We start from the raw sequence: 16,319 nt of genomic DNA on the forward strand, positions 1-16,319 counted from the left end.
CAGCCGCACCAGCGCGGCGGCGTCGAGCTCGCCGCTGCGGTGGATGTTGCCGTGCTCGCGCGCCACCACCTCGGCCAGCTCGCGGAGGTCGACCGGCACGCGCCAGCGATCGCACACCGCCTGCAGCAGCTCGGCGCTGCGCTTCTCGTGGCCGATGTGGCGCGGCAGGATTTCCGGATCGGTGGTGCCCTTGCCGAGGTCGTGCATCAGGCAGGCGAAGCGCACGCCCAGCGACGCCGACAGGCGCGCGCTGGTGTCGAGCACCATCATCAGGTGCACGCCGGTGTCGATCTCGGGGTGGTGCTGCGCGGGCTGCGGCACGCCCCAGAGCCGGTCGACCTCGGGCAGCAGCACCGCGAGCGCGCCGCAGGCGCGCAGCACCTCGAACATGCGCGAGGGCCGCGTCTCCATCAGCCCGCGCGAGAGCTCCTGCCACACGCGCTCGGGCACCAGCGCATCGACCTCGCCGGCCGCGACCATCTCGCGCATCAACTCCAGGGTGTCGGACGCGACCTCGAAGTCGTCGAAGCGCGCGGCGAAGCGCGCCACGCGCAGGATGCGCACCGGGTCCTCGCGGAAGGCGTCGGTGACGTGGCGCAGCCGCTTCTCGCGCAGGTCGCGCTGGCCGTCGAAGGGATCGGCCAGATCGGCGGGGGCGGGGTCGAAGCTGCCGTCGGCGGCCACGCGCTCGGCCGGCAGCGCGATCGCGTTGATGGTCAGGTCGCGCCGCGCGAGGTCCTGCTCGAGGCTCACGTCGGGCGCGGCATGGATCACGAAGCCGCGGTAGCCGGGCGCGCTCTTGCGCTCGGTGCGCGCGAGCGCGTACTCCTCGCGCGTCGATGGATGCAGGAATACCGGGAAGTCGCGGCCCACGGGCAGGAAACCCTGTGCCACCATGTCCTCGGGCGTGGCGCCGACCACGAGCCAGTCATGGTCCGACACCGGGCGTCCGAGCAGGCGGTCGCGCACCGCGCCGCCGACGAGATAGGTTTTCATGCGCGCAGTGTAGGGATACCCCGCAGGGCTTAAAAAGAACGGTCGTTCGATAATCTCCGAGGCAAATCGAACGATCGTTCGCTCGCTCGATGCGCTCGAACGCCTCACCGGCAGCAGACCGGCACCGCGTTTGGAGGGGGAATTTCAACCAAAGGAGTATTCACATCATGAAAAAAACCATGTTGGCGTTGGCAGCCCTCGGGGCACTGACGTCCGGCAGCGCCTTTGCACAGAAGGCCGGCGACTGGGTCGTCGGTGCGGGCTGGTTCCATCTTTCGCCGCAGGACAAGAGCAAGCCGCTGATGCTGACCTCGCCGGTGCAGAGCGTGCTCGCCGGCTCGGGCGCCAGCGTGAGCGATTCCGACACGCTGGGTCTCAACGCGGCCTATTTCCTCGACGACCACTGGGCCGTGGAAGGCGTGCTGGGCATCCCGCCGAAGTTCAAGCTCGAAGGCACCGGCACGCTGGCGCGCGTGGGCGAACTGGGCAAGGCACGCCAATGGAGCCCGACCATCCTCGGCAAGTACTACTTCAACGACGGCAATGCCGCCTTCCGTCCCTTCGTGGGCCTGGGCGCCACCTACGTCTGGTACAGCGGCGTGCAGATCACCAGCAACCTGCAGGAAGCGCTCGGCAGCCAGCTGCGCCAGCGGCCGCTGTCGACCGTGACCACCGCCAAGCTCGACAGCTCCTTCGCGCCCGTGCTCAACGCCGGCCTGGCCTACCAGTTCGACAAGCACTGGGGCATTTCCTTCTCGGTCTCCTACATCCCGCTGAAGACCAAGGCCAAGCTCACGACGACCTCGATCACGGGCCTGCCGATCGCGACCAGCGAAGCGCGCCTGAAGCTCAATCCGATCGTGACCTACGTGGCGGCCACCTACCGCTTCTGACCGGACGCGACGCGGCCTGGCCGGCTCGCGCCGATCGACGACAGCGAACGACGATCAGCGCGAGGTCCGGTAGGGCTCGTCGAAGGCCACGAAATCCTGCTCCGCGAGCGCCTGCTCGATCCACGCGGCGACGCCCGGCAGGGCCGCCACGCGCTCGATGTAGGCCTGCGCCGCGGGCGGCACCGGCAGCCCGTAGCTGCGGATGCGCATGCACACCGGCGCGTAGAAGGCATCGGCGATGCCGAACTCGCCGAACAGCATCGGGCCGCCATGGGTGTCGAGCAGCTCGCTCCACATGGCCGCGATGCGTTCCAGGTCCTCGACCACGCCGGGCTGTTCCTTCAGCACGCGCGCGCCGACCTCGGCCAGCGAGGCCTCGATGTTCATCGGGAAGTGGTTGCGCAGGTTGCCGAAGCCCGAGTGCATCTCGGCGCTGACGCTGCGCGCGCGGGCCCGCGCGGCCTTGTCGCGCGGCCACAGCGCCTTGTCGGGAAACTGCTCGGCCAGGTACTCGGCGATGGCGAGCGAATCCCAGACCGTGATGTCGCCGTCGATCAGCACCGGCACGCGCGCCGTGGGGTTGACCGCGCCGACCACGGCCTTGAAGTTGGAGCCGGCCTCGAAGGCGTCGAAGCGCACCATCACCTCCTCGAAGGGAATGCCGGTCTGCTTGAGCAGCACCCAGGGACGCATGGACCACGACGAGTAGTTCTTGTTGCCGATGTAGAGCTTGAGCATGGGATTCCTCCGGTTGGTTTCGTGGCAAAGCCTTCGATGCTAGGGCGCGGGCGCCGCACGATTGATACCGTTTGCGGCGCGCATTGATGACGGGCGTGGCCCGCGCGCCGCCGGCTATCGTCGGTCGGTGTCGTCGGTGCGCAGCGCGGGCTCGCTGCTCGAGGCGATGACGCGCGGCGTGGCGCGGCCGGGGGCCTCCTCGCCCTTGGGCGGCCCGATCGTGCGCTCGATCAGGCTCACGAGCCGCGGCACGAACTGCAGCACCACCAGCGCCAGCAGCGCGCTGATCACCGCCGTGGCCTCGCGGCCCAGGCCGCAGGCCATGCCGATCGCGGCCGTCATCCACAGTCCCGCGGCGGTGGTGAGGCCCTGCACGTGGTGCTCGTCCTTGCCCTGCTTGAGGATGGTGCCCGCGCAGAGGAAACCGACGCCGGCCACCAGGCCCTGGATCACGCGGCTCATGTCGGCCGGCACGATGCCGGTCTGCTGCGGCACGAGCACGAACAGGGCCGAGCCGATGGCCACCAGCATGTGGGTGCGCACGCCGGCCGCCTTGCCCTGCTGCTCGCGCTCGAAGCCGAGCACGAAGCCCAGCAGCGCCGCGAGCAGCAGCCGCACCAGGATGCGCGTGAGCTGGGCGAGGTCGCCCACGTCCGAGAACTCGGCGGCGATGGTGTCGAGGACCTCGTCGCGCCAGCTCATCTCAGGGCAGGTCCTTGTTGGGCTCGGGCATCGCGGCGTCGCGCGGGCCGACCCGGCCCAGGCGTTCCTTCAGCGACTGCGGCCGGCCGGTGATGATCGCGGCGTAGTTGGTGGTGTTGGCCAGCACCTTCTTCACGTAGTCGCGGGTCTCGTTGAACGGCACGTTCTCGGCCCAGATCGCGGCGTCGAGCACCGGGCCGTTGCGCCAGCTGCGCGGGCGGCCCGGGCCGGCGTTGTAGGCCGCGGCGGCCAGCGCCATCGAGTCGTCGAAGTCGTCGAGCGCGAGCTTCAGGTAGTTGGTGCCGATGGTGATGTTGGTCTCGCGGTCGTTGATCTGGCCCGGCGTGAAGTCGGTCATGCCGATCTTGCGCGCGGTCCAGCGCGCGGTGGCGGGCATCACCTGCATCAGGCCCGAGGCGCCGACGCCCGAGCGCGCGTCCATGATGAAGCGGCTCTCCTGGCGGATCAGGCCGTAGACGTAGGCCGGGTCGAGGCCGATGTCCTGGCTCTTGCGCAGCACGGTGTCGTGGAAGGGCATCGGGAAGCGCTGCTCGACGTCGATCACGCCCTTGGTGCGCTCGCTGGTGTTGATGCAGCGGTCCCAGACCTCGCGCTGGCAGGCGAAGTCGGCCGCGGCCAGCAGCGCGCGGTCGTCCATGCCGCCCCGGTCGTGCAGGTTGGTGGCGTAGTTCCATTCGCGCGTGCCCTCGGGGCGCAGGCCGATCGCGATGGCGTAGAGGCCGCGGTTGAGCGAGGGGTTCAGGCGCGCGGCGTTGCGTTCCTCGGGCGTGAGCGGCGCGGGCCGGGTGGCGGCCATCACGCGCTGGCCCAGCTCCTCGAGCGCCAGCATCTCGTAGAAGCCGCGCGTACCGGCGATGCCCTGGTAGAGCTCGCGCGCCTGGGCGCGGCGCTCGTCGCCGCCGGCATTGACCAGCGCGCGGGCCTTCCAGTAGGTCCAGGTCGGGTCCTGCTGGCTGGCTTCGCTCATGGCGTTGATGGCGGGCGCCACGTCCTTCCACTGGCCGGCGCGCAGCGCCGCGCGCACGCGCCAGCCGAGCATGTCGTCCGACAGGTCGGCGTTCTTGGTCACGTTGCCGAAGTAGCTCACGGCCTGCGGCCAGAGCTTGATCGCCGACTGGCGGCCGATGGTGCCCCAGATCCAGTTGCGCTCCTCGGCCGAGAGCATCGCGCTCCACTTGGCGTCGAGCTGCGAGGCGGCCTGCTCGGGATCGGCCATCGCGATCTTGATCAGCGCCAGCGTGACCAGCTCGCGGCGCGACTTGGCGGCCACGGGCCCGCGCGTGACGAGGAACTTGGCCGCGCTCGCGTTGACCTCCTCGAACAGCGGCAGCGCATCGGGCGAGGCCAGCGTGACGGCGCCGCGCGCGGCCTGCGGCCGGTTGGCCTCGATGGCCAGGCGCGCCTTCTTCCAGGCGTCGTTGGGCGAGAGCAGGCGCGCGGCGATCATGCGGTCGGCGGCCGTGAGGCAGCCGTCGTCGCTGTCGCGCTGGGCGAACCAGTTGCGCCGGATCTCGTCGGCCTGGGCCTGGGTGGCGCTGCCGCTGCGCAACGCGTCGACCAGGATCGCGTAGCAGCGCACCTGGGCGTCGTCGCCCATGCGGAAGCCCGCGATGGCGGCCGAGAAGTTGTCCCAGTCGCGGCGCTGGCCCGTGAGCAGCAGCCAGTCGTTGCGCAGCCGGTCTTCCTGGTAGGTGCCGGGGTAGCGCGCGAAGAAGTCCTGCACCTCGTTCGCGCCGGCTTCCTGCAGCCGCGCCTTGAGTTCCCAGTAGGCGGCCCAGGGTTCGAGCACGTGGCCGCGGGCCTGCGGCAGCAGCGCCGCCAGCCGGGCCTTGTCGCCGCGCTGGAAGGCCTGCTTCATCTGCAGCAGCACCTCGTCGTTGGTGTTGTTCTGCGCCAGCGCCGCGGCGGGTGCGAAGAGGGTCAGCGCGCAGGCCGCGAGGGCCGAAAGAACCAGTGCCGGCGCGACGCTGCGCGGGCGGCGGCACATGGATGCCAAAATGCTTGAAAACTGCATCGGGAGATTATGGACAAGTCAAAGGATGCCGCCACGTCGGCGACGGCGAGTTTTCTCAAGGATCAGCTGCGCAAGGCGTTGATCGAACAACGTCTGGGGATGCCGGACCGGCTGACACGCGCGGACCTGCTGCAGCGCGTGATGCGCATCTGGCTGGTCGGCCGCCCCGACACCGTGATCGGCGCCTACTGGCCGATCAAGGGCGAGTTCGATCCGTTGCCCGCGCTGCATCGGTGGAAGGAGGACGGCGAGCTGATCGACGAGCCGCAGCGCCGCCGCATCGGCCTGCCCGTGATCGACAAGGTCCACAAGACCCTGACCTTCCACGCCTGGTACCCGGGCTGCCAGATGGAAGAGGACGCCTACGGCATTCCCAAGCCCAAGGACACCGAGCTGATCGTGCCGACCCTGCTGTTCGTGCCCTGCGTGGGCTACAGCGCGGGCGGCTACCGGCTCGGCTACGGCGGCGGCTTCTACGACCGCACGCTGGCCGCCCTCGAGCCGCGGCCCTTCACGGTCGGCCTGGGTTTCGCGAACGGCTTCCTCGAGGACTTCGAGCCCGAGGCGCACGACCTGCCGCTCGACGCCATCCTCAACGACAACGGGGTGGTCTGGCCGATCGGCTGAGCGGCTGCTTCCTGCGCATACGGGCGCCCGGCCTCGAGCCGCGGCGCCCTTTTTCTCGTCAGTCGAGGTCGTCGACGGTGTCCGGATCGGGCACCTCGCCGATGGTCTCGCGCGTGGTGCCGGCCTGCGCCAGCAGCCAGTCCCAGAAGGCCTTGATCTCGGGCCGCAGCGCGCTGCGCGGGCCGGCGATGAGCCAATAGGACATCGGCGAATCCATGCGGTGCTGCGGCAGCACCTCGATCAGGTCGCCGTTGGCCAGGCTCTCGGCGATCAGTGAACTGCGCGCCAGCACCACGCCCTGGCCGGTGAGTGCGGCCTGCACCATCTGGTAGGCGTAGTTGAAATAGAGCCAGCGCTTGGGCTGGGCACGTTCCAGGCCGTGCAGCTCGAACCAGCGCCGCCAGGTCAGCCACTCGAGATGGGTGCGGTGGGCGTCGCCGGCCTCGATCAGCGTGAAGCGCGCGATGTCCTCGGGCTTCTTGATTGGCGGGCTGCTCTTGATGAGCCAGGGGCTCGCCACTGGCGTGAGGTTTTCGCCGAACAACCGCACGGCCTGCGGGGGCATGGCCTCGCGCGGGCCGTAGCGCAGCGCGATGTCGACGTCGGCCACCTCGAGGTCGACCGCGAGGTCGCTGGCGTCGATCCGGATGTCGATCTCGGGGTTGTCGCGCTGGAAGGCCTCGAGCCGCGGGATCAGCCACATCGAGGCGAACGAGGCGAAGGTGGTCAGCGAGACGCTCTTGCGCCCGGCGCTCTGGCGGATCTGCCGCACCGCGGTGTCGACGCGCGGCAGTGCCTGCTGCACCGCCAGCAGCAGCTGGGCGCCCGCGCTGGTCAGCTCGACCGCGCGCGTGTGGCGCAGGAACAGCGGCACGCCCACTTCCTCCTCGAGCGACTGGATCTGGCGGCTCACGGCCGACTGGGTCAGGGCCATTTCCTCGGCCGCGGCACGGAAGTTCAGGTGCCGCGCGACCGCCTCGAAGGCGCGCAGGTGGCCGGCGGAGATCGGGCGGGAGCGCAGGTGGGTTTGCGAATGCTGCATGGATCGGGGGCCGGCGCCTGCTTCGGGATTGATGCGAAACCGGAATCAGTAGGCTACCTCCTTTTCATTGGACTGCCAACGGCCGGGAAACGATCATTCATTCCCGAACCGCGCCATTGCTGCCTTCTTTCCCAAGCACCCATTGATTCGCGATTCGGCAAACACCTAGGAGCCCATCATGTCCACTGCCGTCTGCACCACCTCTACGCTGTCCACCCTGTCGCTGCCCAACCGCAACACCGCCGCCGCGATTCCGCCGGCCGTGCGCCGCGGTGCCTGGCAAATCGCGCCCGGCGAGGCGATGAGCCTGAAGGCGCGCGGCGACAGCGTGCTGCGCGTACGCCAGGGCCGGGTCTGGATCACGCCCGATGCCACGCTCGAGAACCCGAGCGAGGACCTGGTGCTCGCCCCCGGTGAGTCGCTCACCGTGGCGGCCGGCCAGCGCATCGTGATGGAAGCCTGGGACGGCTACGGCGCCACGTACACGTGGGACGCCGCTTGATCCCGCGGGTTTCCTGATCGATCCTGGGCCACCGGGCGGCGGCGCGAGCCGCTCCCGTCATACCAAGGGGCCGGACGGCGCGTCGAGCGCGGTCCGGCCCCTGTTCTTTTTGGGGGCTTTTCAGCCGTTGATGTCGAAACTGCGGCGCAGCGCCAGGAAATGCTTGAGCGCGACCTCGCCGTCGAGCGCATGCACGCCGGCCATCAGGTCGGGCCCCTCGCTCTCGGCCAGCCCGAGCCGGAAGCCGCTGTAGCGGCGCGCGGCCAGTTCGCCCTGCCAGGCCACGCGCACGTCGACATGGCGCGGGTCGCGCGCGATGCGGTCCATCAGCGAGCGCAGGGCATCGGGCGGTCCCTCGATGTGCTGGCAGAAGCGCTGGCCGTCGAAGACCAGCAGCCCGGTGATGCCGAGTTCGCCGTTGCGCGCGCGGGCGCGCGCGACGATGTTGGCCACCGTGTCGGGCGGCAGGTCCGGCGCAAGCTCGCTGCAGTAGAGGATCTCGGAGAGCGCCGGGGCGGGCGCGGGAGCTTGCGTCTGTTCGTCGGAAATCATGGGCCGGGATGGGAAAAGGGAGCGCAGTGTAGGCAGCCGTCCGACATCACGAAATGTAAAAAGACATACCGGTCCCACCCCCCTCGATGCCTATAGTCGGTGGTGCCCGACCAGTACCCCACACCCGCCGCCCCGGAGAACGGGCCCCATCCCTGCAGCCGTTGCGCGCTGCGTCAGCTGCCGGCCTTTTTGCCGGTGTCCGCCGACCAGTTGCGCACCATTGAATCGTTCCGCATCGGCGCGCGCCGCGTCGAGGCCGGCGGCTCGATCATCGAGGAACACCGGCGCAGCCCGCAGCTGTTCACGCTCTATTCGGGCTGGGCCTTCCGCTACAAGACCCTGAGCGACGGCCGGCGGCAGATCCTCAACGTGCTGCTGCCCGGCGACTTCGTCGGGCTGCAGGACGAGTTCGCCGACGGCCAGACCCACGGCGTCGAGGCCCTGACCGAGGTCTCGCTGTGCGTGTTCGCGCGCGAGAGGCTGTGGGAGCTGTTCCATGCCGAGCCCAAGCTCGGCTACGACATCACCTGGCTGGCCGCGCGCGAGGAAAAGATGATCGACGACAACCTCGTGACCACCGGCCGGCGCAGTGCCGTCGAGCGCGTGGCGATGCTGCTGATGCACCTGTACCGCCGCGCCGAGCGTGTGGGCATGGTGCGCGACGGCTGGGTCGAGTTCCCGCTCAACCAGCAGCACATCGCCGATGCGCTCGGGCTGTCGCTGGTCCACACCAACAAGACCTTGCGGCGGCTGTCGCAGCTCGGGCTCTACAAGCTCGACGACCGCTGGCTGCGCATCCTCGAGCCGCGCGCGCTCGAGGCGCTGGGCGACTACTTCGAGCGCCCGCTGCGGCCCACGCCGCTGATCTGAACCGGGGGCGGCGCCGGCTCAGCCGCCGGCCACCAGCTGCCGCAGGTCGTTCTGGTAGGCCTGCAGCCGCTTGACCGCCTGCGCGCGCTGCGCCGCGCTGGTGCCGTTGTGCAGCGCGGCCAGGTTGCGGCAGCCTTCCTGCAGCAGCGCCTGCTGCTGCTCGCGCCAGGGCCCGGGGGGCGGATCGGCGATGCGCTGCAGGTAGGCATGCAGCGCGGCGCGCGCCTCGGTGGGCGGCGTGCGGTTCGCGACGAAGCCGCGCAGCAGCACCAGCGCCTCCTGCTGGCGCTTGCGGCGCTCCACGTCCTGCAGCTTCGGGTCGAACACCGACTGCGCCACCTGCTGGCGCAGCAGCTCGCGCTGCTCGGGCGAAAGCCGGCCGTAGAAGTCCTCGAAGCGGTCGAGGAACTGGTCGTAGCGCTTCTCCTGCACCCGGGCCGGCGAGCGGTCGAGCCAGTCCTTGCGGTAGTCGGCGTTGTTCTTCGCGTACTTGCGCTCGAGCTGCTGCAGCTGGGCCTCGCTGAGGCTCAGCAACAGCTCGGTGCCCGCGGGCTCGGCGCGCTCGCTGACCGCCAGCAGCCGGTCGCGGATGCGGTCGGTCATGGCGCAGGCCTGGGCCGGCGTCACCTCACCGGGCGCCAGCGTCTCGGCCTCCTGCAGCAGCGCCGCGATCTTCGGCAGCTCGTTGCGCCGGTGCCAGTCGAGCAGCTGCGCGAGCTCGTCGCGCACCTTGGGCGTCTGCGAACCGTCGAAATCGAGGTAGCCGTCGAGCCACCAGTAGCTGAGCTCGGGCAGGTTGTTGTAGGCCAGCTTGATGGCGCTGCAAGCCCCCAGGACGGCCACCAGCGCCATCACGCCGATAATCCGCGCCAGCTTGAAACAACGCATCCGGGTAGAAAAAGGCATGAATCAGATTCCGAAGCAGGGCAACCAGGGACCGGTCGACGTCGTGATCATGGCGGCCGGCAAGGGCACGCGCATGAAGAGCAGGCTTCCCAAAGTGTTGCATCGTTTGGCCGGCCGCGCACTGTTGTCGCACGTGACCGGCACCGCCGCGTGCATCGGCGCCCGGCACGTGGTGATCGTCACGGGCCACGGCGCCGAGCAGGTCGAGGCCGCCATGGCCGCCTCGCCCGAGGCCGCCTCGCTGCGCTTCGCGCGCCAGGAGCCGCAACTGGGCACCGGCCACGCGGTGCAGCAGGCCACGCCGCTGCTGCCCGACGACGGCACAGTGGTGATCCTCTCGGGCGACGTGCCGCTGATCGCCGAGGACACCTTGCGCACCCTGATCGCCGCCAGCGGCGGCGAGCGGCTGGCGCTGCTGACCATCGAGCTGGACGACCCCACCGGCTACGGCCGCATCATCCGCAACGCCGCGGGTGGCGAGGTGACCGCCATCGTCGAGCACAAGGACGCCAGCGAGGCGCAGCGCGCCGTGCGCGAGATCAACAGCGGCGTGATGGCCGCGCCCGCGAAGCTGCTCAAGGGCTGGCTCGAGCGGCTGGACAACCGCAACGCCCAGGCCGAGTACTACCTGACCGACATCGTCAAGCACGCCGCGGCCGACGGCGTGCCGGTGGTGGCCCACATCACGACCGACGGCCTGCAGGTGGCCGGCATCAACAGCCCGGTGCAGCTGGCCGAGCTCGAGCGCGCCTTCCAGCGCCGCCAGGCCGAGGCCCTGATGACCCAGGGCGTGCGGCTGGCCGACCCGGCGCGCTTCGACCTGCGCGGCACGCTCGAATGCGGCGGCGATGTCGAGATCGACGTCAACTGCCTGTTCGAGGGCCAGGTCTCGCTCGGCGAGGGCGTGCGCATCGGCGCCAACTGCGTGATCGCCAATGCCCGGATCGAGGCCGGCGCCGTGATCCATCCCTTCACCCACATCGATGGCGAGAAGGCCGGCGTGACGGTCGGCGAGCGTGCGCTGATCGGCCCCTTCGCGCGGCTGCGCCCCGGCGCCCAGCTCGGCACCGAGGTGCACATCGGCAACTTCGTCGAGGTCAAGAACTCCACCCTGGCCGCCGGCGCCAAGGCCAACCACCTGGCCTACCTGGGCGACGCCACCGTGGGCGCGCGCGTCAACTACGGCGCGGGCAGCATCACGGCCAACTACGACGGCGCCAACAAGCACCGCACCGTGCTCGAGGATGACGTGCACATCGGCAGCAACTGCGTGCTGGTGGCGCCGGTCACCATCGGCGCGGGCGGCACCGTGGGCGGCGGCTCCACCGTCACCAAGACCACGCCGGCCGGCGCGCTGACCGTGGCGCGCGGCAAGCAGATCAGCCTGCCGAACTGGCAGCGGCCGCAGAAGAAACCGAAGGCCTGACGCGCCTCAGCCCGCGGGCGCCAGCGGCACCCGCGGCTCGAACTTCGCGCGCTTGAGGCTGAAGAAGGCCTTGACGTTGCGCACGTTGGCGTCGGCGGTGAACAGCCGCTGCACCAGCGCGCCGTAGCCGGGCATGTCGCGCGCGGCCACCACCAGCACGAAATCCGGTCCCGGCGACACGCGCCAGCACTGCTGCACCGCGTCGTCCGCGATCACGCGCGCCTCGAAGGCCTCGAGCGACTCGGCGTCCTGCCGGTCGAGCGAGATCTCCACCACCGCCTGCAGCCCGTGGCCCAGCACGGCGGCCAGCCGGTCGGGCGACAGCAGCGCCACCTGGCGCTCGATCAATCCCTCCTGCCACAGCCGCTGGACCCGCCGCAGGCAGGTCGGCGGCGAGATGCCCACGGCGGCCGCCAGCTTCTGGTTGGTGGCCGAGGCGTCGCGCTGCAGGGCGTCGAGCAGCTTCAGGTCGATGGCGTCGAGTGCGATGAATTCCATGATTGATGAAATTATGGAATAAAAATTCACTAGCTTGAATGTGTGAAATAAAAGTCCAAATTCATTGAAATTTAGACGGCAAATTTCTTTTCACCCTCCCTACCATTCGCAGCAATTCTTTTCGTTCTCCTTCATTCCTTTCCAAAGGCAAGACAACCATGTGCGGCATCGTCGGCGCGGCTTCCCATCGAAACATCGTCCCGGTCCTGGTCCAGGGCCTGCAGCGGCTCGAGTACCGCGGCTATGACTCCTGCGGCGTGGCCGTGCACGCGGGCGGTCTGACGCGCGCGCGCACCACCTCGCGCGTGGCCGACCTCCAGACCCAGGTGGCCGAGGACAGGCTCGAGGGCCTGACCGGCATCGCCCACACCCGCTGGGCCACGCACGGCGCGCCCGCGGTGCACAACGCGCACCCGCACTTCAGCCACGGCCCGGGCGCCGGCGCGCAGGAAGCGCGGCCCGGCCGCATCGCGCTGGTGCACAACGGCATCATCGAGAACCACGAGGCGCTGCGTGCCAGCCTCGAAGCCAAGGGCTACGTGTTCGAGAGCCAGACCGACACCGAAGTCATCGCCCACCTGGTCGACAGCCTCTACGACGGCGACCTGTTCGAGGCCGTGAAGGGCGCCGTGCGCCAGCTCACGGGCGCCTACGCCATCGCCGTGATCAGCCGCGACGAGCCGCAGCGCGTGGTCGGCGCGCGCGCCGGTTCGCCGCTGATCCTGGGCGCCGGCAAGGACGGTGCCGAGAACTTCCTGGCCAGCGACGCGATGGCGCTGGCCGGCGTCACCGACCAGATCGTGTACCTCGAGGAAGGCGACGTGGTCGACCTGCAGCCCGGCAAGTACTGGATCGTCGACCGCGCCCACAAGCCGGTGCAGCGCCCGGTGCGCACCGTGCAGGCCCACAGCGGCGCGGCCGAGCTCGGCCCCTACCGCCACTACATGCAGAAGGAGATCTTCGAGCAGCCGCGCGCCATCGGCGACACGCTCGAGGGCGTGGAAGGCATCGTGCCCGAGCTGTTCGACGGCATCGGCCAGGACGGCAAGCAGAGCGGCGCCAGCGCGCACCGCGTGTTCAAGGACATCGACCGCATCCTGATCCTGGCCTGCGGCACCAGCTACTACAGCGGCTGCACCGCCAAGTACTGGCTCGAGGGCATCGCGAAGATCTCGACCCAGGTCGAGATCGCGAGCGAGTACCGCTACCGCGACTCGGTGCCCGACCCGCGCACCCTGGTCGTCACCATCAGCCAGTCGGGCGAGACCGCCGACACCCTGGCCGCGCTCAAGCATGCGCGCTCGCTCGGCATGGAGCAGACCCTGACCATCTGCAACGTCGCCACCAGCGCCATGGTGCGCGAGTGCAAGCTGGCCTACATCACGCGCGCCGGCGTCGAGATCGGCGTAGCCTCGACCAAGGCCTTCACCACCCAGCTCGCGGGCCTGTTCCTGCTCACGCTGGCGATCGCGCAGTCGAAGGGCCTGCTGAGCGCGGAAGACGAAGCGCGCTACCTCAAGGAGATGCGCCACCTGCCGGTCGCGCTGCAGTCGGTGCTCGCGCTCGAGCCGCAGATCATCAACTGGGCCGAGGACTTCGCGCGCAAGGACAACGCGCTGTTCCTGGGCCGCGGCCTGCACTACCCGATCGCGCTCGAGGGCGCGCTCAAGCTCAAGGAGATCACCTACATCCATGCCGAGGCCTATGCCGCCGGCGAGCTCAAGCACGGCCCGCTCGCGCTGGTGACCAGCGAGATGCCGGTGGTCGCCGTGGCGCCCAACGACGCCCTGCTCGAGAAGCTCAAGAGCAACCTGCAGGAAGTGCGCGCGCGCGGCGGCGTGCTCTACGTGCTGGCCGACGGCGACTCGAAGATCAAGAGCAGCGAAGGCCTGCACGTGATCCACATGCCCGAGCACTACGGCGCGCTGTCGCCGCTGCTGCACGTGGTGCCGCTGCAGCTGCTGGCCTATCACACGGCCTGCGCGCGCGGCACGGACGTGGACAAGCCGCGCAACCTGGCGAAGAGCGTGACGGTGGAGTGATGAGGGGGAGGGCGAGCCTTGGCTCGCCTGGCATGAGCGGTCGATGGGCGGGCGACAACGCAAGGACGCGCCATCGCCAGGCTGAATCCGAAGCCGTTTCCTCTGCGTAGATGGCGTTGGTCGAAGACCAACTCCTGCGGTGCGGGCTGCCTGGCCGTGGGGCAGGTTCAACCCCCACCAGAGAGCGCCATGGCTTTGAGCACCCCCAAGGATCTTCCGGCAAGTCGCCGATCGAAGGGCTTCACGCAGAGGGATCACCGCCGGCTGGTCGAGGCGGGAGCGAAACCCGGTCAGGTCGTTCCTGTCGGGCTCTGGCACAGGGACGGGCATTTCGGCAGCGAGGCCGAGGCGCAGGGTGCCTTCAAGCTCGCGTACCAGCAGGCGGTCGACGGCCTGGGTGCATCGACGGCCGGCTGGATGGGCATCTCGCAGGGTGAGCTCGATGCATGGCTGCGGCATGGCACCCTGCCTGCCGTTCGCGGGCAACCGCCCGAAGACCCTGCCCATGCCGATCAGGCCGGGCCCGGCGCGCAGGCAGGGGCGTCGAAAGCCTAGAACAAAGCCGCGCAGGCACGCGGGCGCCTCTCGTCGCGAGACGACACAATCGACCCGCATGGCTTCCCAAGCTCTGCCCGACCTCCTCGCCCCCGGCCTCGCCATCGTCTTCTGCGGCATCAACCCGGGCCAGCGCGCGGCCGCCTCCGGTCTTCACTTCGAAGGCCGGGGCAACCGCTTCTGGCGCGTGCTGCACCTGGCCGGCTTCACGCCGAAGCTGATGCAGCCCGCCGAGGCGCCGCTGCTGCTGCAACGCGGCTACGGCCTGACCACGGCCGTCGACCGGCCGACGGCGCGCGCGAGCCAATTGGCCGCGCATGAATTCGCGGCCGCCACCGAGGCCTTCACCCGCAAGATCGCCGCCTGCGGCCCGCGCCGCCTCGCGTTCCTCGGCAAGGCCGCCTATGCGGGCATGACGGGGCGCCCGCAGATCGAATGGGGCCGCCAGCCCGAACCCTTCGCCGGCATCGAGACCTGGATCCTGCCCAATCCCAGCGGACTCAATCGCGCGTTCTCGCTCGATGAGCTCGTGGCCGCCTACAAGGCGCTGCGCGAGGCGGCATCGCCGGCTTGACCGACATTCCATCATGTTGGAAAATAAATCCAACATGAAAGAAGAAGCTCCCGCTCCCCTCAACGACCGCATCGCCCGCCGCGTGCGCGAACTGCGCGCCGCGCGTGGCCTCTCGCTCGAGGCGCTGGCCGCGCAGAGCGGGGTCAGCCGCTCGATGATCTCGCTGATCGAGCGCGGCGAGAGCAGCCCCACGGCGGTGGTGCTCGAGAAGCTCGCGACCGGCCTCGGCACGATGCTGGCCGCGCTGTTCGACGAGCCGCGCCCGCGCGCCGATCCGGTGGCGCGCCGCGCCGACCAGCCGCAATGGCGCGATCCCTCGTCGGGCTACCTGCGGCGCAACGTGTCGCCCGGCGGCATCGCCTCGCCGCTGCAGATCGTCGAGGTGTTGTTCCCGCCCAAGGCGCGCGTGGCCTACGAGTCGGGCGCGCGCGAGTCGCAGGTGCACCAGCAGGTCTGGATGCTCGAGGGAACGATCGAGATCACCGTGGGCGAGGAGCGCCACCGGCTCGACGCCGGCGACTGCCTCGCGATGGTGCTCGACCGGCCCGTCGCCTACTTCAATCCCACGCGCGAGACCGCCCGCTATGCGGTCGCGATCGTGAGCCCCCATCCCGATGTCTGGAAGTGAGAACGCCATGAACCCCACCAGCCTCCACCCGGTGCGCCGCCTGCGGGCGGTGGACGCGGCGCAACTGCAATCGCTGGCCGAGTTGCTGATCGACTGCGTCGACGGCGATGCCTCGGTGAGCTTCATGCATCCGCTGTCGCTCGAGCAGGCGCTGGCCTTCTGGCGCAAGGTGGCCGACGGCGTGGCGCGCGGGGAGCGCGCGCTGATGGTGGTGGAGGATGCGCAGGGCATCGTCGGCACGGTGCAGCTCGTGCTCGACCAGCCCGACAACCAGCCGCACCGCGCCGACCTCGCGAAGATGCTGGTGCACCGGCGCGCTCGGCGCCAGGGGCTCGGCGCGCTGCTGATGCAGGCGGCCGAGCAGGCCGCGCGCGACAGCGGCAAGACGCTGCTGGTGCTCGACACCTCGAGCCCCGAGGCCGAGCGGCTCTACGAACGCTCGGGCTGGCAGCGCAGCGGCACCATCCCCGGCTATGCGCTGCTGCCGCGCGGCGGCTTCTGCGACACCACCTACTTCTATCGCACGCTCGCGCCCTGAGGCCGTCATGCGGCAGACTGGCGCGATGACCGAATTCGATCGACTGCTGGCCGAGGCTGCGCGCAAGCCGCTGGTCGGCTGGGACCTGTCCTGCGATGGCCGCATCGCGACCACCGCCGTGCCCTGGGATTTCGAACGGGCGGTGGTCCACCGCGCGCGCCAGTCGCCCGACCTGCTCGACATGGGCACGGGCGG

18 protein-coding genes are annotated in these 16,319 nt (G+C 69.9%); 10 read left to right on the plus strand and 8 right to left on the minus strand.

Going from position 1 to position 16,319, the window contains the following annotated elements:
* On the minus strand, positions 1-996 hold a 996-nt coding region (locus AC27VN_RS13760), incomplete at its 3' end, for a multifunctional CCA addition/repair protein (protein ID WP_490876889.1).
* Between the two features lie 167 nt (positions 997-1,163).
* Between AC27VN_RS13760 and AC27VN_RS13765 the strand changes: the two genes are divergently transcribed.
* Positions 1,164-1,889 (plus strand): OmpW/AlkL family protein, encoded by a 726-nt coding sequence (locus AC27VN_RS13765; RefSeq protein ID WP_093353568.1) that lies wholly within the window; start codon positions 1,164-1,166, stop codon positions 1,887-1,889.
* A gap of 54 nt (positions 1,890-1,943) precedes the next feature.
* Here AC27VN_RS13765 and AC27VN_RS13770 read toward each other — a convergent pair whose 3' ends face one another.
* The 3 genes from AC27VN_RS13770 to AC27VN_RS13780 all read right to left on the minus strand — a co-directional run bounded on the left by AC27VN_RS13770 (position 1,944) and on the right by AC27VN_RS13780 (position 5,337).
* Positions 1,944-2,627, minus strand: coding sequence for a glutathione S-transferase family protein (locus AC27VN_RS13770; protein WP_490876890.1), 684 nt, complete (start codon positions 2,625-2,627; stop codon positions 1,944-1,946).
* A 114-nt stretch (positions 2,628-2,741) separates the two neighbouring features.
* Positions 2,742-3,329, minus strand: a complete 588-nt coding sequence (locus tag AC27VN_RS13775) for an MgtC/SapB family protein (protein WP_490876891.1) — start codon at positions 3,327-3,329, stop codon at positions 2,742-2,744.
* 1 nt (position 3,330) lies between these two features.
* A complete protein-coding gene (locus AC27VN_RS13780) occupies positions 3,331-5,337 on the minus strand; it encodes a lytic transglycosylase domain-containing protein (protein WP_490876892.1) in 2,007 nt (668 codons plus the stop codon).
* Between the two features lie 36 nt (positions 5,338-5,373).
* Between AC27VN_RS13780 and AC27VN_RS13785 the strand changes: the two genes are divergently transcribed.
* Entirely contained in the window at positions 5,374-5,991 is a 618-nt protein-coding gene (locus tag AC27VN_RS13785; protein ID WP_057596551.1) for a 5-formyltetrahydrofolate cyclo-ligase, read from the plus strand.
* A 58-nt stretch (positions 5,992-6,049) separates the two neighbouring features.
* On the opposite strand, the gene AC27VN_RS13790 is transcribed toward AC27VN_RS13785, so the two are convergent.
* Positions 6,050-7,033 (minus strand): LysR substrate-binding domain-containing protein, encoded by a 984-nt coding sequence (locus AC27VN_RS13790; protein ID WP_208507774.1) that lies wholly within the window; start codon positions 7,031-7,033, stop codon positions 6,050-6,052.
* Between the two features lie 178 nt (positions 7,034-7,211).
* Here AC27VN_RS13790 and AC27VN_RS13795 point away from each other — a divergent pair, with 178 nt between their 5' ends.
* Positions 7,212-7,535 (plus strand): DUF2917 domain-containing protein, encoded by a 324-nt coding sequence (locus AC27VN_RS13795; RefSeq protein WP_093353579.1) that lies wholly within the window; start codon positions 7,212-7,214, stop codon positions 7,533-7,535.
* Positions 7,536-7,655: 120 nt separating this feature from the next.
* On the opposite strand, the gene AC27VN_RS13800 is transcribed toward AC27VN_RS13795, so the two are convergent.
* Positions 7,656-8,087 (minus strand): BLUF domain-containing protein, encoded by a 432-nt coding sequence (locus AC27VN_RS13800; RefSeq protein ID WP_490876893.1) that lies wholly within the window; start codon positions 8,085-8,087, stop codon positions 7,656-7,658.
* Between the two features lie 168 nt (positions 8,088-8,255).
* On the opposite strand from AC27VN_RS13800, the gene AC27VN_RS13805 reads away from it, so the two are divergent.
* Positions 8,256-8,957: a Crp/Fnr family transcriptional regulator gene (locus AC27VN_RS13805; protein WP_371269245.1), complete on the plus strand. Its 702-nt coding sequence runs from the start codon at positions 8,256-8,258 to the stop codon at positions 8,955-8,957.
* An 18-nt stretch (positions 8,958-8,975) separates the two neighbouring features.
* On the opposite strand, the gene AC27VN_RS13810 is transcribed toward AC27VN_RS13805, so the two are convergent.
* Positions 8,976-9,863 carry a DUF6279 family lipoprotein gene (locus AC27VN_RS13810; protein ID WP_281077050.1) on the minus strand — a complete coding sequence of 296 codons (888 nt, stop codon included), beginning with the start codon at positions 9,861-9,863 and terminating at the stop codon, positions 8,976-8,978.
* Between AC27VN_RS13810 and glmU the strand changes: the two genes are divergently transcribed.
* On the plus strand, positions 9,862-11,289 hold the full coding sequence (glmU, locus tag AC27VN_RS13815) for a bifunctional UDP-N-acetylglucosamine diphosphorylase/glucosamine-1-phosphate N-acetyltransferase GlmU (RefSeq protein ID WP_490876894.1): 1,428 nt from the start codon (positions 9,862-9,864) through the stop codon (positions 11,287-11,289). The two genes, AC27VN_RS13810 and glmU, sit on opposite strands and share 2 nt — an antisense overlap.
* Before the next feature lie 6 nt (positions 11,290-11,295).
* Here glmU and AC27VN_RS13820 read toward each other — a convergent pair whose 3' ends face one another.
* On the minus strand, positions 11,296-11,787 hold the full coding sequence (locus AC27VN_RS13820; protein ID WP_490876895.1) for an Lrp/AsnC family transcriptional regulator: 492 nt from the start codon (positions 11,785-11,787) through the stop codon (positions 11,296-11,298).
* 158 nt (positions 11,788-11,945) lie between these two features.
* Between AC27VN_RS13820 and glmS the strand changes: the two genes are divergently transcribed.
* The 5 genes from glmS (at position 11,946) to AC27VN_RS13845 (ending at position 16,124) form a co-directional block, all read left to right on the plus strand.
* Complete coding sequence (glmS, locus tag AC27VN_RS13825) at positions 11,946-13,829, plus strand: glutamine--fructose-6-phosphate transaminase (isomerizing) (protein ID WP_490876896.1); 1,884 nt, start codon at positions 11,946-11,948, stop codon at positions 13,827-13,829.
* A 189-nt stretch (positions 13,830-14,018) separates the two neighbouring features.
* The gene (locus tag AC27VN_RS13830) at positions 14,019-14,384 is read left to right on the plus strand and encodes a hypothetical protein (RefSeq protein ID WP_093353594.1); all 366 of its coding nucleotides are present in this window, start codon (positions 14,019-14,021) and stop codon (positions 14,382-14,384) included.
* Between the two features lie 58 nt (positions 14,385-14,442).
* On the plus strand, positions 14,443-14,958 hold the full coding sequence (mug, locus tag AC27VN_RS13835) for a G/U mismatch-specific DNA glycosylase (protein ID WP_490876897.1): 516 nt from the start codon (positions 14,443-14,445) through the stop codon (positions 14,956-14,958).
* Between the two features lie 34 nt (positions 14,959-14,992).
* Positions 14,993-15,586: a helix-turn-helix domain-containing protein gene (locus tag AC27VN_RS13840; protein ID WP_398494670.1), complete on the plus strand. Its 594-nt coding sequence runs from the start codon at positions 14,993-14,995 to the stop codon at positions 15,584-15,586.
* A 7-nt stretch (positions 15,587-15,593) separates the two neighbouring features.
* Positions 15,594-16,124, plus strand: a complete 531-nt coding sequence (locus AC27VN_RS13845; protein WP_209546308.1) for a GNAT family N-acetyltransferase — start codon at positions 15,594-15,596, stop codon at positions 16,122-16,124.
* Positions 16,125-16,319 lie beyond the last annotated feature (195 nt).

It is taken from the genome of Variovorax sp. 20P10.2.4, assembly GCF_058244205.1.